The organism is Phytoactinopolyspora halotolerans (assembly GCF_010550675.1).
Classification (GTDB): Bacteria; Actinomycetota; Actinomycetes; order Jiangellales; family Jiangellaceae; genus Phytoactinopolyspora; species Phytoactinopolyspora halotolerans.
Genome location: NZ_JAAGOA010000009.1, coordinates 241,645 through 261,845, shown reverse-complemented (window position 1 = coordinate 261,845; position 20,201 = coordinate 241,645). Strand labels below are relative to the sequence as shown.

General features: G+C 68.4%; 17 protein-coding genes. 10 read left to right on the top strand and 7 right to left on the bottom strand.

Annotated elements, in window-relative coordinates; all coding sequences use genetic code 11:
- Positions 1 to 240: 240 nt before the first annotated feature.
- The 5 genes from G1H10_RS15075 to treY form a co-directional block, all read right to left on the bottom strand.
- The gene (locus G1H10_RS15075) at positions 241 to 735 is read right to left on the bottom strand and encodes a GyrI-like domain-containing protein (RefSeq protein ID WP_163739166.1); all 495 of its coding nucleotides are present in this window, start codon (positions 733 to 735) and stop codon (positions 241 to 243) included.
- An 83-nt stretch (positions 736 to 818) separates the two neighbouring features.
- Positions 819 to 2,714, bottom strand: coding sequence for a C69 family dipeptidase (locus tag G1H10_RS15070; protein ID WP_163739163.1), 1,896 nt, complete (start codon positions 2,712 to 2,714; stop codon positions 819 to 821).
- Between the two features lie 160 nt (positions 2,715 to 2,874).
- Positions 2,875 to 3,777 (bottom strand): aminoglycoside phosphotransferase family protein, encoded by a 903-nt coding sequence (locus G1H10_RS15065; RefSeq protein WP_163739161.1) that lies wholly within the window; start codon positions 3,775 to 3,777, stop codon positions 2,875 to 2,877.
- A 149-nt stretch (positions 3,778 to 3,926) separates the two neighbouring features.
- A complete protein-coding gene (gene treZ / locus G1H10_RS15060) occupies positions 3,927 to 5,660 on the bottom strand; it encodes a malto-oligosyltrehalose trehalohydrolase (protein WP_163739159.1) in 1,734 nt (577 codons plus the stop codon).
- An 11-nt stretch (positions 5,661 to 5,671) separates the two neighbouring features.
- Positions 5,672 to 7,957 carry a malto-oligosyltrehalose synthase gene (treY, locus tag G1H10_RS15055; RefSeq protein WP_163739157.1) on the bottom strand — a complete coding sequence of 762 codons (2,286 nt, stop codon included), beginning with the start codon at positions 7,955 to 7,957 and terminating at the stop codon, positions 5,672 to 5,674.
- Positions 7,958 to 8,121: 164 nt separating this feature from the next.
- On the opposite strand from treY, the gene G1H10_RS15050 reads away from it, so the two are divergent.
- The 6 genes from G1H10_RS15050 to G1H10_RS15025 all read left to right on the top strand — a co-directional run bounded on the left by G1H10_RS15050 (position 8,122) and on the right by G1H10_RS15025 (position 16,118).
- Complete coding sequence (locus G1H10_RS15050; RefSeq protein WP_163739155.1) at positions 8,122 to 9,831, top strand: AMP-binding protein; 1,710 nt, start codon at positions 8,122 to 8,124, stop codon at positions 9,829 to 9,831.
- Between the two features lie 193 nt (positions 9,832 to 10,024).
- Complete coding sequence (locus G1H10_RS15045) at positions 10,025 to 11,122, top strand: Gfo/Idh/MocA family protein (RefSeq protein WP_163739153.1); 1,098 nt, start codon at positions 10,025 to 10,027, stop codon at positions 11,120 to 11,122.
- The gene (locus tag G1H10_RS15040; protein ID WP_163739150.1) at positions 11,122 to 11,871 is read left to right on the top strand and encodes a cupin domain-containing protein; all 750 of its coding nucleotides are present in this window, start codon (positions 11,122 to 11,124) and stop codon (positions 11,869 to 11,871) included. The genes G1H10_RS15045 and G1H10_RS15040 overlap by 1 nt, the downstream gene beginning before the upstream one ends.
- Positions 11,872 to 12,005: 134 nt before the next feature.
- On the top strand, positions 12,006 to 13,616 hold the full coding sequence (locus G1H10_RS15035; RefSeq protein WP_163739148.1) for an SLC13 family permease: 1,611 nt from the start codon (positions 12,006 to 12,008) through the stop codon (positions 13,614 to 13,616).
- Between the two features lie 28 nt (positions 13,617 to 13,644).
- Positions 13,645 to 15,444, top strand: coding sequence for a sensor histidine kinase (locus G1H10_RS15030; protein ID WP_163739146.1), 1,800 nt, complete (start codon positions 13,645 to 13,647; stop codon positions 15,442 to 15,444).
- Positions 15,441 to 16,118, top strand: coding sequence for a response regulator (locus tag G1H10_RS15025; protein ID WP_163739144.1), 678 nt, complete (start codon positions 15,441 to 15,443; stop codon positions 16,116 to 16,118). Before G1H10_RS15030 ends, G1H10_RS15025 begins: the two co-directional genes overlap by 4 nt.
- Positions 16,119 to 16,217: 99 nt before the next feature.
- Here G1H10_RS15025 and G1H10_RS15020 read toward each other — a convergent pair whose 3' ends face one another.
- Both G1H10_RS15020 and G1H10_RS15015 read right to left on the bottom strand, forming a co-directional pair.
- The gene (locus tag G1H10_RS15020) at positions 16,218 to 16,616 is read right to left on the bottom strand and encodes a VOC family protein (protein ID WP_163739141.1); all 399 of its coding nucleotides are present in this window, start codon (positions 16,614 to 16,616) and stop codon (positions 16,218 to 16,220) included.
- Between the two features lie 114 nt (positions 16,617 to 16,730).
- The gene (locus tag G1H10_RS15015) at positions 16,731 to 17,300 is read right to left on the bottom strand and encodes a DUF4287 domain-containing protein (protein WP_163739139.1); all 570 of its coding nucleotides are present in this window, start codon (positions 17,298 to 17,300) and stop codon (positions 16,731 to 16,733) included.
- Positions 17,301 to 17,422: 122 nt separating this feature from the next.
- On the opposite strand from G1H10_RS15015, the gene G1H10_RS15010 reads away from it, so the two are divergent.
- The 4 genes from G1H10_RS15010 (at position 17,423) to G1H10_RS14995 (ending at position 19,961) form a co-directional block, all read left to right on the top strand.
- Positions 17,423 to 17,794, top strand: coding sequence for a YciI family protein (locus G1H10_RS15010; protein WP_163739138.1), 372 nt, complete (start codon positions 17,423 to 17,425; stop codon positions 17,792 to 17,794).
- On the top strand, positions 17,791 to 19,038 hold the full coding sequence (locus G1H10_RS15005; protein ID WP_216853284.1) for an RNA polymerase sigma factor: 1,248 nt from the start codon (positions 17,791 to 17,793) through the stop codon (positions 19,036 to 19,038). The genes G1H10_RS15010 and G1H10_RS15005 overlap by 4 nt, the downstream gene beginning before the upstream one ends.
- A 129-nt stretch (positions 19,039 to 19,167) precedes the next feature.
- Positions 19,168 to 19,374: a hypothetical protein gene (locus G1H10_RS15000; RefSeq protein WP_163739135.1), complete on the top strand. Its 207-nt coding sequence runs from the start codon at positions 19,168 to 19,170 to the stop codon at positions 19,372 to 19,374.
- On the top strand, positions 19,371 to 19,961 hold the full coding sequence (locus tag G1H10_RS14995; RefSeq protein WP_163739132.1) for a nucleotidyl transferase AbiEii/AbiGii toxin family protein: 591 nt from the start codon (positions 19,371 to 19,373) through the stop codon (positions 19,959 to 19,961). Before G1H10_RS15000 ends, G1H10_RS14995 begins: the two co-directional genes overlap by 4 nt.
- Positions 19,962 to 20,201 lie beyond the last annotated feature (240 nt).

Here is a 20,201-nt window from a genome sequence, read left to right as displayed (position 1 = left end):
GAACCGGCCCCGCCCACCAGCAGCCGCCCCACCAGGCATCTCACCCGGCGAGGCAGAGCTACAAGCAGCCGAATCGAACATGTGTCCATGCTATTCGAACACCCGTACCCCCGCAACCAAGATCCACGACTAACATCGAGATCAACCGTTCGCCCACCACGAACACACCTGCACGGTGCCGAACGTCGTGTGGGGTCCGTTGGCCACGAGCTTGTTGCGCGGAGCGCGCCAATCGATGGTTCAACCGGCGAGCTTGAATGCGAGGTCGGTCTCCCACTTGTTCATGTCCGGCTCCTCAGCCGGGTCCGTGTGGTAGATCTCCAGGCGGCAGCCCCAGAGTTCGCCGTGAGGTGTATCGGAGCGATCCCACTGCAGCCCCTGTTGGTTGCCCCACGTCAAGAGCTCACCCGTCGCTCCCATCAGGCCGTCGGGATGGCCCACGTGAGTCACGGTGGCGTACCTGCCGCCGGGCAGCGTCCCAGCGGTGACCGTGTCGTCGCCGGCCACAGCAGCCTCGACGGGCACGCCGACCTCCACTTCGAGGTCGGCGGCCATGTCGATGCGGTTGTACCTGAAGAACGGCGATCCGGCAGGGGCGACGCCGCGCGCCGCGAGCCAGGCGAAGACCTCCGGCAGCCGGTCGGCCACCTCGGGCATGGTCTCCATGGTGACGACATGTGTGATGCCCACGTAGGGCTGTTCCGTTCGCTCGATGACTGTCGGCACAGTCGGCATGACGGTCTCCTCCGCGTAGACGGGCCCAACGACGGGGTAGACCGTCGAATCATGCGGAACTCATCGTCCGCGCCGATGTCAACTCACTCGTCGATCTCGTCCAGCACGGCGTCGACGAACGCGTCCCAGTCCTTCTCGGGATCGTGCTCCTCACGGGCTTCGCGCATCGCGTCCCGGAGCGCGTCGGGATCGACGTCGTCGAACGTGGAGGCGGCGCCCGGCCTTCCCGGCTTACCCAACAGCTCGCCCGCCTGGTCGGCGTACGAGCCATGCTCGCGCGGGTAGTCGTCGATGCCCTCGCGGTAGCAGTGCACGATGTTGTTGGCGTCGCCTTCCAGCCCACCGCCGCGGTTCATGCTCTGGCTCTCCGGCCGGTAGGTCTCACCGGGCAGCTCGCGTCCGCTCGGCAGCCGGATGCCCGACGCCTCGCGGGTCCGTTCCTCGACGGCGCTCGCGAGATCCTCGCCGAGCTCGAGCGAGTCGAGCAGGCGGCCCCCGACGTAGTCCGTGAGCAGTTCCGCGGCCGCGTCTTCCCGCCCCGACCGCAGCCTCGCCTGCGCACGCCGTTCGATCCGCTTCTGCTCATGCAGCAGGTCCGCCTCGAACTCTTCAAGCTCCGCCGTGACCGGTTTCAGGTACTCCTGCGGGTTCTCGCAGGTGTGGTACATGAGCCGCTTGAACGTCCGCGTCGCGTACCGGGTCGCCTCCAGCGGCGCGTAGTCGGCTGCCAACCACTCCGCCGCCGCACCCTTGGTCATGTAGCGGTGCTGCTTGAACTCCGGAGGCACGTCCTCGGCCCCGATGTAGATGGGAACGTACGGTGTCGCGACGGCGCCGGTCACCGCCGTCCACAGCGCGTTGAGTTCGGGGTGCTTCACGTCGGAGAGCTTGGCCACCTGGCCGTACCCGGACCGGTCGTGCGACCAGCGCGGGTCACGGACGTAGGCGAGCATGTCCTCCAGCGAGACGGGCGCCAGCTCTTTGGCGAGTTCATCCTCCAGCTGGTCCTGCATGTTGAACCCGGCCGGATGGGTCTCGCTGACCTGCGGGTCGTGCGGCTGCAGACCGCCGTAGACCTCGTGCGGGTCGAACTCGTCGCTCTCCTCCGGGTCGAACCAGCCCTGTTCGATGGCGAAATCGATGAAGTTGTCCGAGGCCAGGTACTCGTCCGGATGGTCCTCGAAGTCCAGCGGGAACGGGTTGAGGTAACCGGGGAAGGAGACGCGGGTCTCGTCCGGGCCGAGCCGCTCTGCGGCCCACAGCCCCTGGTTACCGCCGTAGTTGACCAGGACCCAGCCCTCGTCTTCGTCGGCGAACAGGTGCGAGTTGCCGCCGTAACTGGAGTAGCCGTGCTCGTCGATCAGCGATCCCACGATCTCCACCGCTTCACGTGCGGTGCCGGCGCGTTCCATCGCGATGCGGGAGAGGTCGCTGTAGTTCGGACCGCGCTGCACGTCGTCGGTGAACTCCAGCAGCCGCTCGCTGCTCGGCGACCAGATGTCGCGCGCGGCGACGCCGTGCTCGTTCAGGCCGCCGTTGGTCAGCGGTGCCGGGAATCCGGCGAACTCGGAGTAGTTCGAGGTGATGTATGTGTTGGTCTCTCGGGCCTGCGGGATCTCGATCAGTTCTCCGGGCATCCGCGCCTCGTCGGTGATGCCGACCGTCGTCGTCGCTCCTTCGGGGAACTCCCGCCGGGGCACGATTTCCAGCCAGTGGCTCGACGGCTCGTGCCCGAAGCCGCCCAGCAGCACCGAGCCGTCTTCGGTGAGGTCCTTGCCCACATAGAATCCGATGCTCTTGGTCGGCGCCGATGACGAGGGCGTGCTCGCCTCGGCCGGCGCGACTGAGGCGGCCGCGTCGTCCTGACCGCCGTCGACGGCCGCGGCCGCCAAGGGAAGCGCCAGGAGGCTCACCCCGCAGACGGCGAGTACGGAACGGGTTCTCGGGATGGAACGGTGTGCAGTCGAGGTCTCGGCCATGGCGAGGTCACCCTCCTGTTCAGCGACGTCGGTGTCACATCCGGAGGCCGGTCAGCCGGGCGCGCGGCCGACTGCTCCGGCGTCTTGCCTACCCGTATGCGTATGGCTCAATCAACCGTTCGCAGAATCCGGCCCGACATGAGCCAGTGGCCGCCGCGCACTACCCAGGCGGATCGTCGGCCAGGATCTGGCTGAGGGTGTGCAACGCCTGACGGACCATCTGGGGGTTGGTCTCCCAGTAGTAGGGCAGGGCCACTACGGCCTGGAAGAGCGCCCAACCACGGCCGCGTAGCCAGGACGCGTCATCGACGCCGAGTTCCGTGCGGTACCGCGTCCTGCTCGTTCCGGTGAACAGGCTCCACGCGGGCTGCAGGTCGCACGCAGGGTCGCCGACGTTGAGGCTGCCGAAGTCGATGACCCCCGTGAGACGGTCGTCGACGACGATCAGGTTGCCGGCCAGGAGGTCACCATGTATCCAGACCTCTTGTCCGTCCCACAGTGGTGCGCCGAGCGATTCCTCCCACGCTCGAAGCGCGGCGTCGCCGTCGACTCGATCGCCGAGTTCGGTGATCGATTGCCGCACACGCTCGTCGAGGTCGGAGAGCGGTCCGCCCCGGCTGCTCGGCGGGCGTGCAGGCGCGTCACTCGTGTCGAGGTGACGCAGCGCCTGCACGAACGTCGCAAGATCGACTGCAGCCTGATCCAGGTCGGTGATCGTGCCGTTCGCGTTGTCGCCAGGCAACCAGGTGACCACCGACCAGTCGAAGGGAAAACCGTCCGCCGGACGGCCGAGCGCCATCGGTGTCGGCACGGTGAGGGGCAGGTATGGGGCCAGTCTGGGCAGCCATCGGGATTCCTTGGCGGCTTGTGCCGCTGCCCAGCCGATCCGTGGCAGGCGTACGGCGAGTCGGTCACCGAGGCGGTAGATGTCGTGGTCGGTGCCGTACGAGTCGACCGGCTCGATCGGTAGCCCGGCCCACTGCGGGAACTGTGCCGCAAGCAGCCGGCGAACCATGTCGGCGTCGGTCTGGATCTGGTCGGCATGCATCTTGGCTCCGGGCATGGCTCACGTCCGGGCGATGGCGGTGGACGGCCGCGTGTCAGGTTCCATCAACCTCGACCCCCGTCGCACGTCGCTAGTGATCACGGCGGTCATGATTCACGAGCCCTGAGAAGCCGTGCAAGCGAATTTCACGGCAGATGCGACGGTGCTCAGGTGGTGCGCACGATCGCGGCGACCTCCCGGGCCAGCTCGAGGCCCCCGTCCACCGCAGTCGCGTCGCCCGTCGCGACCAGCGTCTGTGCGACGCCTGATGTGCCGGTCAGCGGGACCCGTTGCGTCTGATCCGCCAGATTGACGACGACGCGCAGCGTGCCGCGGTGCAGTACTAGCCAGGAACGCTGCTCGTCGTAGTCCACGGCGACCGCGGTGAGGTCGCCGTCGCTCAGCTCCGGCTCGGCGGCGCGCAGCGCGATCAACCGCCGGTAGAGCTCCAGCATGCCGGCGTGACCGGCGTCGTCGAGCTCGGTCCAGTCCAGCTTGGCGTCGGCGAAGGTGGCCGGATCCTGCGGGTCCGGCATCGCCGCCACGTCCCAGCCGTGTTCGGCGAACTCCTCGATCCGGCCCGGTCCGGTCGCGGCGGCCAGTTCCGGCTGAGGGTGTGAAGTGAAGAACGGCCACCGGGTGGACGCCGCCCATTCCTCACCCATGAAGAGCATCGGTGTGAACGGCAGGCTGAGCAGCAGCACGGCACCGATCCGGACCCGGCCCGGTGAGGTCAGCTCGGGCAGCCGTTCACCGGCGGCGCGGTTGCCGACCTGATCGTGGTTCTGCAGGCAGACGACGAACCGGAAACCGGCGGTGCGTTCAGGATCGATGGGCCGCCCGTGGACCCTGCCGCGGAACGTGGAGTACGTGCCGTCGTGCATGAAGGCCGCGCGGCAGACCTTGGCGAAGACGGCGAGCGACCCGAAATCGCAGTAGTACCCCTGGCGCTCGCCGGTGAGCATCGCGTGCAGCGCATGATGGACGTCGTCGTCCCACTGCGCGTCCATGCCGTAGCCGCCGTCCGCCCGCGGTTCGATCATGACCGGGTCGTTGAGGTCGGATTCGGCGATCAGCGGCAGCGGCCGGCCGACCTCGTCCGACAACCCTTCGACCTCGGCGGACAGCTCGGCCAGCAGGTGCGGACGCCGCGGGTCGATCAGGGCGTGCACGGCGTCCAGCCGCAGCCCGTCGACGTGGTAGTCGCGCAGCCACATCAGGGCGTTGTCGATGATGAACCGCCGCACCGGCGGCTCGGCGAGGTTGATCAGCTCACCCCACGTGCTGCGGCCGCTGGTCAGGTACGGCGCGAAATCGGACAGGAACTCCGCGCCCGGGCCGACGTGGTTGTACACGACGTCGAGGACGACGGCGAGGCCGCGAGCGTGGCACGCGTCGACGAACCGCTTGAACGCGTCCGGCCCGCCGAGCGGCTCGTGCACGGCATACCAGCCGACACTGTCGTAGCCCCAGTTCCACACCCCGTTGACGGCGTTGATCGGCAGCACCTCGACGTGGGTGATGCCGAGTTCGACCAGATGGTCGAGCAGCGCGATCGCATCGTCGAACGTCCCGCCGCGGCTGAACGTGCCGATGTGCAGCTCGTAGATGACCGCCCCGGCCAGGTCCCGGCCGGTCCAGCCGTGGTCGGTCCAGGAGAAACGATCCTGGTCGTAGACGCGGCTGGCGCCCTGGATACCGTACGGCTGCCGCCTGGAGCGAGGGTCGGGCAACAGATCATCGGAATCGTCGAGCAGATAGCCGTAGTCGGCACCGTCCGGCGCGGCGGCACTGGCCGACCACCACCCGTCGTCCCCGCGCGTCATCGGGACGTCGTCGTTCTGGCCGACGCGCAACCGCATGCAGTGTGCGCGCGGCGCCCACAGGTGGAAATCGGTCATCGCATCCGCCATCAGGCAGGCTCGGTATCCGAGGTGTCGGGCGCGAGCAGTGCGACGGGATAGGTGTCCAGCAACCGGCCGAGTCGCGTACGGCCACCCGCCGGCCGCCCGGTCAGCGTGTCGACGAGGCCGCGGGGGAGTTCGGCGACGGTGTCCCGCCACCCGCCGTGCCGGTCCAGTATGACCGGAAGCCGCGTCGCGACGGTGATCGCACCACCCCGGTCGAACGCGACGGCATGGTCCGCGGCCGGTCCGTCCACCCGCACCCGGCGGTACCGTCCGAAGAGCTCCGGCCGGTCGCGGCGGAGCCGGAGGGCGCGGGAGACCACCCACGCCTTCGCGGCACCCGTCGCATCGACCGGCGGGCGCTCGGCATCGAACAGCCGACGCTGCGCCGCGAAGTCCACCGGCCGCCGGTTGTCCGGGTCGACCAGCGAGTCCTCCCAGCCTTCGGTCCCCTGGTAGACATCCGGGACGCCGGGCATGGTGAGCTGCACCAGCTTCTGGCTCAGCGCATTGCTCCACCCGAACGGCCGGATCCGCTCCACCAGGTCGGAGACGGCGTTGCGGAGGTGCGGCTCGTCGTAGAGCGCGTCGACGGCGTCATGCACCGCGCGCTCGAACGACGTGTGGGGCTCAGCCCAGCTCGTGCCGTCGGCCGCCTCACGCATCGCCTTCTCGGCATAGGCGTGCAGCCGGTCCCGTTCGATCAAGCCGACTCCGAGAACGGTCTGCCACATCAGGTAGCCGAATGCGGGGTTCGGCATCGGAGCGTGTTCGCCGAGCAGCGCGACGAGCGTCGCCCACTCGTCGGGCAGTTCCGAGAGCACTGCAAGGCGGGCCCGGACGTCTTCGCCGCGCTTCGTGTCGTGCGTGGACAGCGTGGTCATCGAATCCGGCGCGACGGCCTGCCGATACCGCTGTGCGTCGTGGAAGTCACCGAGCGAAAGCCCGAACCGGCTGGGATCGCCGCCCACCTCGTTGAGCGCGACGAACCGGTTGTACCGGTAGTACGCGGTGTCCTCCACGCCCTTGGCCATGACCGCACCCGTCGTCTGCTGGAAGCGCGCGCACAGCTCGTCCGACGGGTCGCACAGCCGTGGCGCCAGCGTGGTGATCGCGTCCTCGAGATCGGGCCGGCGCTGTCGCGCGGTTTTCGCCGCGGCCGCCAGACGGTCCGCGCCGATCGGCAGGTAGGAGCGGTAGACGTCGAAGGCGACGGCGAGTTCGGTGAGTGCCTCGGCGGCACGGGGGACGTCCGGCGCGAGCCGGGCCAGCCGGCGGAACTCCGCCCGGAGGATCGTCGTGGCGACGTGCCGCTTGCCGGCCTCGACGTGCGCCGCCAGGTCCCGGTGGTCGCCGGTCAGTTCGCGGTACAGCCGGTCGAATCGCGGCTCCGCGGCGGGGTCGATGAACAACGGGCCGACCTCCGCCAGCGCGTCGTACCCGGTGGTCCCATCCACCGGCCACGTCTCCGGGAGTTCCTCGCCGGGCTCGAGGATCTTCTCCACGATCAGCCACACGTCGCCGGTCGCGCGGCGCAGCCAGGTCAGATACCCGGTGGGGTCGGCGAGTCCGTCGGGATGGTCGACGCGCACCCCGGTGACGCCGTCCTCGCCCACCCAGCGGATGACGCGGGCGTGCGTCGCCGCCGCGACGTCGGGATCCTCGACCCGCACGCCGGCCAGGGTCGTGACGGCGAAGAAGCGGCGGTAGTTCTGGTCGGTGTCCGCGCGGCGGGCGTCGGCCAGCTCGTAATGCTGCCGGTCGTGGACGTCGGTCGCGCGTTCGCCGGGCGAGCGTCCGGTCCCGGGTGCGATGGGGAAACGAAGGTCGGCGTAGCGGAGTTCGCCGTTCTCGGCCTTCAGCTCCGTGTCGAGGTCGGCGTCCGGTCCGAGCACCGGCAGCAGGATGCGTCCGCGGGACCACTCGATGTCGAACCAGGACGCGTACGCCGAGTCCCGGCCGCGCCGCAGGACGTCCCACCACGCCGGGTTCTGTTGCGCGTCCGCGACGCCGAGATGGTTCGGGACGATGTCGACCACCACGCCGAGGTGGTGTTCGCGGGTCGCGGCGACGAAGGCGCGCCACCCGGACTCGCCGCCGCGTGACTCGTCCACGCGGGCGACGTCGACCACGTCGTACCCGTGGTTGGAACCGCGTGCCGACTGCAGCAGGGGCGAGCAGTAGACCGCGCCCACACCGAGATCGGAGAGGTGGTCCAACACCGCGGCGGCGTCGCGCAGGGTGAGATCGGCGCTGAGTTGTAGCCGGTAGGTGGACGACGGTGGTCTCATGTCGGTGGTCTCATGCGGGGGAGCCTTCCGGAACACGTCAATGCTGCCATCCTTCACCGGTTACCCACCTGATCGCATCTTCTCCGCCGTAACCCACGACAAGGCGCACCGTCGTGCATGAGGATGAGGGAGACGTCTGTCGATCCATGAAGGGATGGTGGCCGATGGATGCCCACGACTCGTTCCGAGCCGCTCGCGACCTGCTGTTCGAACACCGAGACGACCACGACGCGGCGGTGGCCGCCTTCACCTGGCCGGCATTGGACGAATTCAACTGGGCGCTGGACTGGTTCGATCGGATAGCCGAGGCAAGGCCGGAACAGACCGCGTTGTGGGTGGTCGACGAGTCCGGCGCCGACGTCACCCGCACCTACGCGGAGATGGTGCGGCGGTCGAATCGGCTGGCCGCCTTCTTGCACGAGCACGGGGTGAGCCGGGGCGACCGGGTCCTGGTCATGCTGGGCAACGTCCCGGAACTGTGGGATGTGATGCTGGCCTCGATCAAGCTGGGGGCGGTCATCATCCCGGCGACGACGCTGCTGGCCGGCGCCGAACTCACCGACCGGCTGGATCGTGGCGGCGTCGCGCACGTGGTGACCGACCCAACCCACACGGCGAAGTTCGAGGCGCTGGGCGGGACCTACCAACGGTTCGTCGCCGGCGGTGAGGCCGATGGGTGGGTGCCGATCGCGGCTGCGGAGGACGCGTCGTCGTCGGGCATGTCGTCGTCGTTCGAACCGTCCGGCACGACCAGAGCCACGGATCCGCTGTTCCTGTACTTCACGTCGGGAACAACGTCGCGTCCCAAACTGGTCCAGCACACGCATGCGAGTTATCCGGCCGGCCACCTGTCGACGATGTACTGGATCGGGCTACGGCACGGCGACGTCCACCTGAACGTCAGTTCTCCGGGCTGGGCCAAACACGCGTGGAGCAACTTCTTCGCGCCTTGGAATGCCGAGGCCACGACCCTGGTGTTCAACTTCGCCCGGTTCGACGCCCGCGCGCTGCTGGATGTGCTGGTGCGTTGCGGGGTCACGACGTTCTGCGCGCCGCCCACCGTGTGGCGGATGCTGATCCAGCAGGACCTGGCGTCGTGGGACGTGTCGCTGCGCGAGGTCGTCGGTGCGGGGGAGCCGCTCAACCCGGAGGTCATCGAGCAGGTGCGGCGGGCCTGGGGCCTGACCATCCGCGACGGTTACGGCCAAACTGAGACGACCGCTCAAGTGGGGAACTCGCCGGGCCTGCCGGTCAAACCGGGCTCGATGGGCCGTCCGCTTCCGGGCTACCGGGTCGTCCTGCTCGACCCCGACGGTAACGCGGCGGACGAAGGTGAGATCGCGTTGGACTTGGACGAGCGGCCACTCGCCTTGATGGACGGGTACGTCGACGCCGAGTCGGGCACGGCGGAGGCCGGGTCGGGCGGGTTCTACCGCACCGGTGACGTCGCCTCCCGCGACGCTGACGGCTACTTGACGTACGTCGGTCGCGCCGATGACGTATTCAAGGCGTCCGACTACCGGATCAGCCCGTTCGAGCTGGAGAGCGTGTTGATCGAGCACGACGCCGTGGCCGAGGCGGCGGTGGTTCCGTCGCCCGACCCAGTGCGGCTGGCGGTGCCGAAGGCCTACGTCGTGCTGAGCGACGGGCACCCTGCCTCGGCCGAGACCGCGGAGTCGATCCTGCGGTTCTGCCGGGAGCGGCTGTCCCCGTTCAAACGGATCCGGCGGTTGGAGTTCAACGACTTGCCGAAGACCATCTCCGGCAAGATCCGCCGGGTGGAGCTGCGCACGACCGAACAGGGACGTCCACCCGACGACGCCCGTCGCCCGGACGAGTACTGGGAAGAGGATTTCCCCGCACTCGTCACGTGACGGCGACGCCGCCAGACCGGTCGTGGGGGGCGATGGGATTGTCGCATAGTTCGGCGAGCTCCAACGTCGCAGAACGTCGGGGTCGCGGCCGGATCCATGGCACGTTTGGCGCGTGTGCATGGCTCGCTGAGCGCCTGGCACGATGAACGTCTTGGCGGAGTATCAACCTGGTAGAGGAGTGACGAGAGTTCACATGTCCCCACGGAGTTATCGGACCGCGATCGTCGGCACCGGCGGCATCGCCACGGCCCATGCGCGTGCCATGCACCAATCGGAAGACCGGGCCCGGCTGCTGGCGGTGGTCGACGTCGACGGCGACCGGGCACGCGCGTTCGCCGACACGTGGAGCGTGCCGCGTTCCTTCGCCAGCCTGTCCGAGCTGCTGCTGGAAGAGGAGGTGGACCTGGTGCACGTGTGCACCCCTCCTCAGCAGCACGCACCGATGATCCGGGCATGCCTGAAGGCCGGCACGTCGGTGCTGGTGGAGAAGCCGCCGGCGTTGTCGCTCGCGGAGGTCGATGAGCTCCTCGAGGCCGAGCGACGATCGTCCGGACGGGTAGGCACGGTCTTCCAGCACCGGTTCGGCCCGGCGGCCATCCGGCTGCGGCGGATGGCCGCCGCGGGGGAGCTGGGCCGGCCGCTGCTGGCCACGTGCGCCACGCAGTGGTATCGCGACGACGCGTACTTCGAGGTCGCGTGGCGCGGCTCCTGGGAGAGTGAGGGCGGCGGGCCGACGATGGGACACGGCATCCACCAGTTCGACCTGTTGCTGTCGGTGCTGGGGGAGTGGCAAGAGGTGAGCGCGGTGGCGGTGCGCAGCGCCCGTCAGACCCAGACCGAGGACATCTCCATGGCGCTGGTCACCTTCGATAACGACGCGGTGGCGTCCGTGGTGAACTCGGTGGTGTCGCCGCGTGAGACGTCGGCGCTGCGGTTCGACTACCAGCATGCGACCGTCGAATTGGAGCATCTGTATGGCTACAGCGACGCGGATTGGACGGTGACGGCCGCCCCGGGACACGACGACGTGGCCACGCGCTGGGCGGCCGAGAGCAGCGACGTGTCCAGCGGTCACGACCAGCAGCTCGCCGCCGTCCTGGATGCACTCGATGCGGGAACGGCGTTGCCGGTCAGCCTGGACGACGCCAGGACCACCATGGAGTTCATCGCCGCGCTGTACGCGTCGGCGTTCACCGGGCAGCGGGTGCGGCGCGGGGACATCGGCCCGCACAGCCCGTTCTATCACCGGATGGACGGCAGCGGCGCACCCTGGGCGGGGGCGATCGCCTGATGCCGCCCGCATTCCCCGGGGGCACGTCGGTGAGCCGGCTGTCGGTGTACCGGGACGCGTGTGCGGACGGTCTCGCGGGCGGGACGCCGCATCTGCACACCGCCTCCACCGAGGGCTACGTCGTCACCGGCGGCCGCGGTGCCCTGCAGACCATCGACATGTCCGGGTTCCGGGAGATCGAGCTGGCGGCCGGGTCGACGGTGTGGTTCACGCCGGGCACGATCCATCGGGCGGTCAACCACGATGATCTGGAGGCGGTGGTGGTGATGCAGAACGCCGGCTTACCGGAGGCCGGCGACGCCGTTATGACCTTCCCGCCTGAGGTCGTCGAGGATCCGGCACGCTACCGCGAGGCGGCGACGCTGCCGTCGGATGTCTCCGACGACGAGGTAGCAGCGGCGATGCGGCGGCGGCGCGACCTCGCCGTCGAGGGCTTCCGCCGGATCAGGCAGGCCATCGATGGAGGCGACAGCGGCCCGCTGCAGCGGCTGTATGCCGCCGCGGCGGCGCTGGTCCGTCCGGCGGTCCCCGGGTGGCGGAAGATCTGGGACGGCACGGTGGCGCACACGACTCAGGTCACTTCCGAGGTGCTGGACGCGCTCGAGCGCGGCGAGGCCGGCCACCTGCACGACGCCGTCGTGCTGGAGTCGCCGCAGAGCACGACGCGTCGCTGGGGGATGTGCGGCCGGCTGCACACCCACGACGTCGCACAGCCGCACGTGCACTCGTCGCCGCCCGACGGCAGGTAGGCCGACAGCTCCATTCCGGCGCGATCGCGACCATTAAGAACAGAACCACGACACGCCTGTGTGACCTAGGCAACATCTCCTTCACCTTCACCCGTGACACCCCGGTGAACGAGGCGTTGCCGATTGGAGTCATCATGGCGATCGAGACCAGACCCGCCCCGTCGACGGATCAGCGCACGCCGGCTGAGCTCGAGGAGCAGGCTCGGGCATCTGCCGGACCCAGGCCCGGCGCCGACGAGGCACATATCCCTCCCGTACGGCTGTGGACCGGCAGGATCCTCGGGCCGGTGCTCGCGCTCCTCACCTATTACCTGCTGCCGGACGACGCCACCCTGTCGGTGGCGGCGAGAACGACCGCCGCCGTCGTCGTACTCGTGGCGGTGTGGTGGATGACCGAGGCGTTACCGCTGTCGGCGACGGCGCTGATCCCCATCGTCGCGTTCCCGCTGCTCGGCGTGTTGGAGGCCGGCGAGGCGACGGCACCGTATGCGTCGCCGACCGTCTTCCTGTTCATGGGCGGGTTCATGATCGCGATAGCGATGCAGAAGTGGAACCTGCACAAGAGGATCGCCCTGCGCACCATGCGGCTCGTCGGCACCAAGCCTCGACAGCTGATTCTCGGCGTGATGATCGCGACGGCGTTTCTGAGTATGTGGGTGAGCAACACGGCCACGACGTTGATGATGCTGCCCATCGGGATCAGCGTGCTGGCGCTCGTCGGCGGTGCCGCGGAGCAGGACGGCGACGACACGAGCGTGCGCAACTTCTCCGTCTGCCTGATGCTGGCCATCGCCTACGCGGCGACCATCGGAGGGTTGTCCACTCTGATCGGCAGCCCGCCCAACCTGATCATGGCCGGCTTCGTCGAGCAGAACTACCCGGAGATCTCCATCGGCTTCGCGGACTGGATGAAGGTCGGCGTGCCCGTGTCAGTGGTCTTCCTGATCATCGCGTGGGTGCTTCTGACGCGAGTGATCTACCCGTCGAAGATCGCGGAGATCGCCGGTGGGAAGCGTGTCATCCAGGATGAGCTGGACAAGCTCGGCCCGATGTCTCGGGGTGAATGGAACGTCCTGGTCGTCTTCGTGCTCACCGCGGCCTTGTGGGCGTTCCGCGAACCGATCACCGGCTTCGAGCCACTGACGTCCGTGCTGCCGTTCATGGCCAATCTCGACGACGCGTCGGTGGCGATCGCGGCCGCACTCGTGCTGTTCCTGCTGCCGGCGGCACGGGACAGGTCCGCCAAGAAGGTCCAGTTCACACTGGATTGGCGCACCGCGCAGGCCGGGCTTCCGTGGGGCGTGCTGTTGCTGTTCGGTGGCGGGCTGAGCTTGGCCAAGGCCGTGCAGGACACGGAGCTGAGCGACTACATCGGCGCCGAGGTCGGCGGACTCGGTGGGCTGCCCACTGTCCTGCTGATCGCGGCGATCTGCCTGATCGTTCTCCTCCTGACGGAGTTGACCAGCAACACCGCCACGGCTGCGACGTTCCTCCCCGTCCTCGGCGGCGTGGCCGTCGGAATCGGGCTCGATCCGCTCTTGCTGCTGGTGCCTGCGGCGCTGGCGGCGACCTGCAGCTTCATGCTTCCGGTGGGCACCCCGCCGAACGCCATCGTGTTCGGTTCAGGGCAGGTGACCATGGGACAGATGGTGCGTGCCGGTATCTGGCTGAACCTGATCGGCGTCGTCCTGATCACCGGTATGGTGCTCCTGCTGGGCGGATGGGCGATGGGGATCCGGTTCTGAACCGGCGATTTCCTGCCACACTGTGGGCATGAGCGCGCGGCAGCGGGATCGCGTCCGTCACGGGGCGCGATCCCGTGTGCCTGGCCGGCGTCGTCGTTCCTTGAGCCTGGCGCAACAACTCTTCGCCCTGCAGCTTGTTCTGGTCCTCCTGCTTGTCGTCGCCGGAGGTGCGCTCGCCTACGTCAACGCCCGGCGGGAGAGCGAAGCCGAGGCCGGCCGGCGGGCTCTTGCACTGGCGCATGCGATGGCCGAACTGCCTGAGGTCCGCGGCGCGCTGGACGACGACGATCCGTCCGGCGTGCTGCAACCCCTCGCGGAGTCGGTCCGTGCGGCCACCGGCACGGACTTCATCGTCTTCATGGACACCGACCGCACCCGCTACTCCCATCCGACCGCCGAGCAGATCGGCGAGCGTTTCATCGGAACGGTCGAGCCGGCGGTCGCGGGCGAGAGCCTGACGGAGACCTACCAGGGCACGCTGGGTCCGTCGGTGCGGGCCGTGGTGCCGATCTACGCTGCCGACACTGCCGACGCTGTCGGCTCTGTCGACGCCGCGGACCGGGCCCAGCCTGCTGCGCTGGTGTCGGTCGGCATCCTCCAGGAACGCATCTGGGGCGAGCTGCGTCGCAGGCTCAGCTGGATCGTGGTGATCGCTGTGGCCGCTCTGGGTGTGGCCGCGCTCGGCTCGTTCGCGATCAGCCGCCGGCTCGACCGGCAGACACTGGGTCTCGGCGCGGTCGAGATCACCCGGATGTATGAGCACCACGAAGCCGTGCTGCACGCCGTGCGGGAAGGGCTGCTGGTCATCGACACGGCGGGGCGCCTGATCCTGGCCAACGACGAGGCGGTCGAACTGCTCGGCCTGCCGGAGGATCGCGAACGCAAGACCATCCGCGAACTCGGCCTCAGTGGTCCGTTGGCCGATGTGCTGACCAGCGGTGAGGCCGTGGAAGACCGGCTACACGTGCACGGTGACCGGGTGCTCGTCGTGAGCCAGCAGCCGACCTTCAAGCAGGGCCGCCACCTGGGCAGCGTCGTCACGCTGCGCGATCACACGGAACTGGAGGCGCTCAGCGGCGAGCTGGAGTCGGAGCGGGGCTTCGCCGATGCCCTGCGTGCCCAGGCTCACGAGGCGGCGAACCGGTTGCACACGGTCGTCACGATGGTGGAGATGGGAGAACCGGAGCGGGCCGTGGAGTTCGCCACCGCCGAGCTCCAGACCTCGCAGCAGCTCACCGACCAGGTGACCGGTTCGGTGACGGAGCCTGCGCTGGCCGCAGTTCTGCTCGGCAAGGCCGCACAGGCGCATCAGAACGGCGTGGCGTTCACGGTGTCCCCGGAGACGAGCGTCGATGACACGTTCCTTTCGCCACGCGAACTGGTGACGCTGGTCGGCAACCTTGCCGACAACGCGATCGACGCGGCTGTCGCGGCACCGCCGCCGCGACGGGTCAGCGTGACGATCCAGGGCGACGACGAGCTGGTGGTCAGGGTCACCGACTCCGGGCCCGGCCTCGCCGCCGAACACCTGGACGACGCCCTGAGCTGGGGATGGTCCACCAAGGATGCGGACCACAGCGATGGGGACGGCGCCGCCGTCGATCGTTCACCACGCGTGCACGGCCGGGGGCTCGGGCTGGCGTTGGTCGGCCAGATCGTGCACCGGTACGGCGGAACGGTAGAGGTGGAGCCTCGGATCGACGATGGTGGCGAGAGCGCGATCGTGGTCCGTTTACCGCGCCAAGCGGAGGGAGCGGCGGCGGCGCTCGTCCGGCCCCCGGCCGGCCGGCACGTCGCTGCGCGGCCGATCTTGCCAGGTGAGCCATGATCGGCACGCTCGTCGTCGAGGACGACCCGCGGATTGCCGAGGCGCACGCCCGGTTCGTCGAGCGGGTGCCGGGTTTCTCCGTCGTGGGCATCGTGCACAGCGGCGCCGAGGCGCTGCGTTTCCCCCGCATGGACGACGTCGATCTGATCCTGCTCGACGTCTATCTGCCGGATATGTCCGGCCTCGATGTGTGCCGCGGTCTGCGCAGCCACGGCAGCACCGTCGACATCATCGCGGTGACCTCGGCACACGACATCCAGATCGTCCGCTCGGCGGTCGCGCACGGCGTCGTGCAGTACCTGCTCAAGCCGTTCACCTTCGCCGCCTTCCGCGACAAGCTCGAACGGTACGCGGACTTCCGGCGTCGGATGGCCGGCGGAGGGCAAGCAGCCGCGCAGCATGACGTCGACCGGGCCCTCGCGGCGCTGCGCGGCACCATCGGAGGTCCACTGCCGAAGGGCATGAGCAGCGAGACGCTCGAGGCGGTGACCGCCAAGCTGCGCAACGCCGCCGACGGTCTCTCCGCCACCGAGGTGGGGGAGAGACTGGGTACCGCCCGGGTGACCGCGCGTCGTTACCTGGAGTACCTGGTCGAGCACGGCAGTGCCCGCCGGGAGCCACGGTATGGCAGCACGGGACGCCCTGAGCACGTCTACCACTGGGACAAGAGTTAGTTCACGTCTCTCGTCGACTTGCTGAGCGTAGGTTACGCATAGAGCCGTCCGTCGGACGTCCATGCGTCACGCACGCTCAGCAAGTGCCGGCGACGGGCGTCAGGCGGGCGCCGGGACCTCGCTCACGTACAGCACGTTGCCGTCCGGATCGCGGAAGTCGAACATGGGTGGCACCCCTTCCCAGGTCAGCAGGTCGTCGACGTCCACGCCACGGCCGGACAGCCGGTCGTGCAGTGCCGCGGCGTCGCCGGTGGTGAAACGGATGCCCGTGTCCACACCGGCAGGTGTCTGCGCTCGGGCCGGCGTGAGCGCGATGGTGACATCGGACCGCGGCGGGCGCACCTCGATCCAGCGGCCGCCCAGTTGGTCGATCGGGGCGTCCATCAGCTTCTCGAAGCCTAGAGTCTCGACATAGAACTCCAGCGCCTGGTCCTGGTCTCGCACCGGAATCCCCACGGTGCGTATCGCGTCGATGCGTGCGTTCAATTGGTCGTTCATGGTGCAACTCCTGCCGGGCTCGGGTGTCCTTCTTGGGTGGCTTACCGGGTGGTTGCCGAGGTCTCATCGGCGTGTACCTGTGGTCCCGTGTCGTGTGGTCTGGTACCTGGTCGGTCAGTTGTCTCCGAGTTCGAGGACGGTCTTGAGCGCGGTCAGGCGTGCACGCCAGAAGGCCTTGACGCGCTCCGCCGTCTCCGGATCGGGCAGCCGCTCGTGCTCCACCGCCAGCCGGCTCTTGGCGCCGCCCTCGGCTTCGAAGGTGAAGCTGACCCTCGTGCCGTCGTCCGCCCAATCGAACCGGGCCGACCGACGGGGCCGCGATGTGCGGTGATGCAGGACGACACCGGGCAACCAGCGCGCTCGGTCTTCCGGGCGCAGCACGGCGTCGTAAAGGCGTTCGACGGGAACCCGGACCGTCTTGCTCGTGCCGACGGTGAAGGTCCCGCCGGGGCGTACACCGGGCTGACGAAGACCGCGCGCCTGCTCGTATTCGACGATCAGTTTCTGCGCCCACCAGCTGCTGATTTCGTGTTCGGCCTCGAGCCAGTCAGCGATCTCCCGAAACGGGCGTCCGGCCGCGCCCCATTCGTCGAGCAACGCGAACCAGTCGGCATAGGTGCGGCCGGCGGCCCGTCGCGCGACTTCGGCATCATGTGTGCGTCGCTGCCGTTCGGCTGTCATCATCGTGCTCTCCTTCGTCCGGTGTGTGCCGTGGTGTCTCGGCTCGTCTGTACCAAGAGGTAGAAGCTGCTGCGCCGGTTTCGACATGCTGGAGGAAGGAATCCGGGCGACAAGAGAGGCGAGGCGTGAAGTATCTGATCCTGATCTACACCAACCCGGAGGCACGGCAGCTCTGGGAACAGATGCCCGAGGCAGCCCGGATGGAAGGGCTCAAGGCGTACGCCGCGCTCAACGAGCGGCTCACGGAGTCCGGAGAGATGATCGTCTCCGAGTCTCTCGCCGAGCCGTCGCAGACCAAGGCCGTCACCGTACGTCGCGGGCAGGCGAGCACCACAGACGGGCCGTTCGCGGAGACCAAGGAACAGCTGGCCGGGTTCTACCTCGTCGAGTGCGAGAGCATGGAGCGGGCCACTGAGATCGCCGCGAGCATTCCGGAGGCCGAGGCCGGCGTGGTGGAGGTCCGTCCGGTGCGCACCTACAGCGGATTGGAGATGTGACGACCGAGATCTGGGTCGACAGCCTGCTGCGCGAGCTGGCCCCGCAGGTCGTCGCGCGGCTCGTGCGGCGGTATGGCGACTTCGACAGCTGCGAGGACGCTGTGCAGGAAGCGCTGCTGGCCGCTGCTCAGCAGTGGCCCGTCGACGGGGTCCCGGACAACCCGAAGGGCTGGCTGGTGACGGTCGCGTTCAGGCGGCTGATCGAGATGATGCGCAGCGACGTGGCCCGCCGCAGGCGCGAGGAGACTGCGGCAAGGCTGGAACTGCGAGAGCCGTCGGAACCGGAAGGGCCGGGCGCCGAGGACGACTCGCTGATCCTGTTGCTGCTGTGCTGCCACCCGTCGCTGACACCGCCGTCTCAGGTGGCGCTGACGCTACGCGCCGTGGGCGGACTGACCACGGCCGAGATCGCGCGCGCGTTCCTGGTTCCGGAGTCGACGATCGGCCAGCGCATCAGTCGCGCCAAACAGCGGATCAGAACCGAAGGCGCCGCGTTCAGGCTTCCGTCGCCGCCGGAGCTGCCGGACCGGATCGCCGGTGTGCTGGAGGTGCTGTACCTGATCTTCAACGAGGGATACACCGCGACCTCGGGGACCGACCTGGTGCGCGTCGATCTGACCGCGGAGGCGATCCGGCTGACCCGGCAACTGCAGACCGTGCTTCCCGACGACGGCGAGGTGGCCGGGCTGCTGGCGCTCATGCTGCTCGCCGATGCCCGACGGCCGGCGCGCACCCGTCCCGACGGGGCCCTGGTGCCGCTGGCCGAACAGGACCGCAGCCGGTGGGACAGACAGGCGATCGATGAGGGGATCGCTCTGGTCACGCGGACACTCCCGGAAGGGCCGGTCGGCCCGTACCAGTTGCAGGCAGCCATCGCCGCCGTCCACGCCGAAGCCGCACGTGCCGAGGAGACCGACTGGCCGCAGATCCTTGGCCTGTACGACCTGTTGAACACGCTCGCCCCCGGACCGATGGTGAGGTTGAACCGTATCGTCGCGGTGGCGATGGTTCACGGCGCCGACGAGGGTCTCCGCCAACTTGCCGAAGCCGAGACCGACGACGCGCTGGCCGGCCATCACCGCGTGGACGCGGTCCGCGCCCACCTGCTCGAGATGGTGGGCGATCGCGAGGAAGCCTGCGAAGCGTACCTCACAGCCGCGCGGCGTACGCTGAGCATTCCGGAGCAGCGTTACCTCGAGTCCCGTGCCGCGGCGTTGGGACCAGGCTTGAGCGAGCAAGAGTGATGCACGGTCTGACGCCTACACTGAGCTGATTCGCTCATGGCGAGTGACAACCGCAGCCTTCGCGACGGAAACCCGACTGCGCCGCGAGCAGTGCACCAACATGTGACAGGGCTTGAGTACGCTGACCGTATGAGCGACACAGATGCGGCACGGCGTATACGTGCTGTGTTCGATATGTACGAGTTCGGCGAGCAGATGTACCGTGCAAAGCTGCGCCGTGAATACCCCCAATCTCCGCCGGACGAGATCGAGTCGCTGGTGAAACAATGGCGGATGGATCGGCCCGGTGCGCCGATGGGTGATGCCGTCGGTCGGCTTACGACGCGGTTCGGATGAATCAACTAGAGGCTGCTCTTCGGCGCGCCACCGAAGACCTGGCGCGCTTGGATGTCCGCTGGGCGCTGATCGGTGGGTTCGCCGTGTCGGCTCGGACGGAGCCGCGATTCACTCGTGACGTCGACATTGCCGTCGCAGTTGACGACGATAGTTCGGCTGAACGTCTGGTCCGGTCATTGCTCGCAGAGGGATATCAGCTCATGGCATCGATCGAGCAAGAAGCCACAGGACGCCTAGCCACGGTCCGACTCGCTGCTCCTCTTGCAGATGACGCCGATATGGTGGTTGACCTGTTGTTCGCCAGCTCAGGCATTGAGCGGGAGATCGCCGAGGCAGCCGAAGACATCGAGATCGTCCCTGGGCTCACGTTGCCGGTGGCGAGGACAGGCCATTTGATCGCGCTGAAGCTCCTGGCAAGGGATGACACCCGGCGTCCCCGGGACGCCGCGGACCTTATCGGTCTGGCTGCGGTCGCAGAACCGGAGGATCGGGAACTTGCTCGTGAGGCTGTCGAGTTGATCTCCTCGCGAGGTTATGACCGAGGGCGGGATCTACAACAGGATCTCGAGGCGCTCGGCACGGGCTGAGGCTGCTGTCCGGTTAGCTTCTGATCATCGCTGCCTGGACGGTACCTGCGGTGAGGTCGACGCAGTTCAACCGTGTCGACCTCACCCGCGTGGCATTCCTTAAGCTTCGAGAAGGACGCGGACGTCCCAGGCTTCGAGTTCCACCTGGTCACCCTTGGCATGGCCAGTGCCGGTGAGCACGTCGCGGACCGCGCAGGGTGCGCGGAGCGCGATCGCGTCCCAGGACCAGTGTGGACGAAC

Excerpts from the sequence above, each read along its gene's own strand:
- G1H10_RS15050 (WP_163739155.1), top strand. The coding sequence starts at position 8,122 with ATGGATGCCCACGACTCGTTCCGAGCCGCTCGCGACCTGCTGTTCGAA.
- G1H10_RS15025 (WP_163739144.1), top strand. The coding sequence starts at position 15,441 with ATGATCGGCACGCTCGTCGTCGAGGACGACCCGCGGATTGCCGAGGCG.
- G1H10_RS15075 (WP_163739166.1), bottom strand. The coding sequence starts at position 735 with ATGCCGACTGTGCCGACAGTCATCGAGCGAACGGAACAGCCCTACGTG.
- G1H10_RS15015 (WP_163739139.1), bottom strand. The coding sequence starts at position 17,300 with ATGATGACAGCCGAACGGCAGCGACGCACACATGATGCCGAAGTCGCG.
- G1H10_RS15070 (WP_163739163.1), bottom strand. The coding sequence starts at position 2,714 with ATGGCCGAGACCTCGACTGCACACCGTTCCATCCCGAGAACCCGTTCC.
- G1H10_RS15030 (WP_163739146.1), top strand. The coding sequence starts at position 13,645 with ATGAGCGCGCGGCAGCGGGATCGCGTCCGTCACGGGGCGCGATCCCGT.
- G1H10_RS15035 (WP_163739148.1), top strand. The coding sequence starts at position 12,006 with ATGGCGATCGAGACCAGACCCGCCCCGTCGACGGATCAGCGCACGCCG.
- G1H10_RS15040 (WP_163739150.1), top strand. The coding sequence starts at position 11,122 with ATGCCGCCCGCATTCCCCGGGGGCACGTCGGTGAGCCGGCTGTCGGTG.
- G1H10_RS15000 (WP_163739135.1), top strand. The coding sequence starts at position 19,168 with ATGAGCGACACAGATGCGGCACGGCGTATACGTGCTGTGTTCGATATG.
- G1H10_RS15045 (WP_163739153.1), top strand. The coding sequence starts at position 10,025 with ATGTCCCCACGGAGTTATCGGACCGCGATCGTCGGCACCGGCGGCATC.
- treZ (WP_163739159.1), bottom strand. The coding sequence starts at position 5,660 with ATGACCGATTTCCACCTGTGGGCGCCGCGCGCACACTGCATGCGGTTG.
- G1H10_RS15020 (WP_163739141.1), bottom strand. The coding sequence starts at position 16,616 with ATGAACGACCAATTGAACGCACGCATCGACGCGATACGCACCGTGGGG.
- treY (WP_163739157.1), bottom strand. The coding sequence starts at position 7,957 with ATGAGACCACCGTCGTCCACCTACCGGCTACAACTCAGCGCCGATCTC.
- G1H10_RS14995 (WP_163739132.1), top strand. The coding sequence starts at position 19,371 with ATGAATCAACTAGAGGCTGCTCTTCGGCGCGCCACCGAAGACCTGGCG.
- G1H10_RS15065 (WP_163739161.1), bottom strand. The coding sequence starts at position 3,777 with ATGCCCGGAGCCAAGATGCATGCCGACCAGATCCAGACCGACGCCGAC.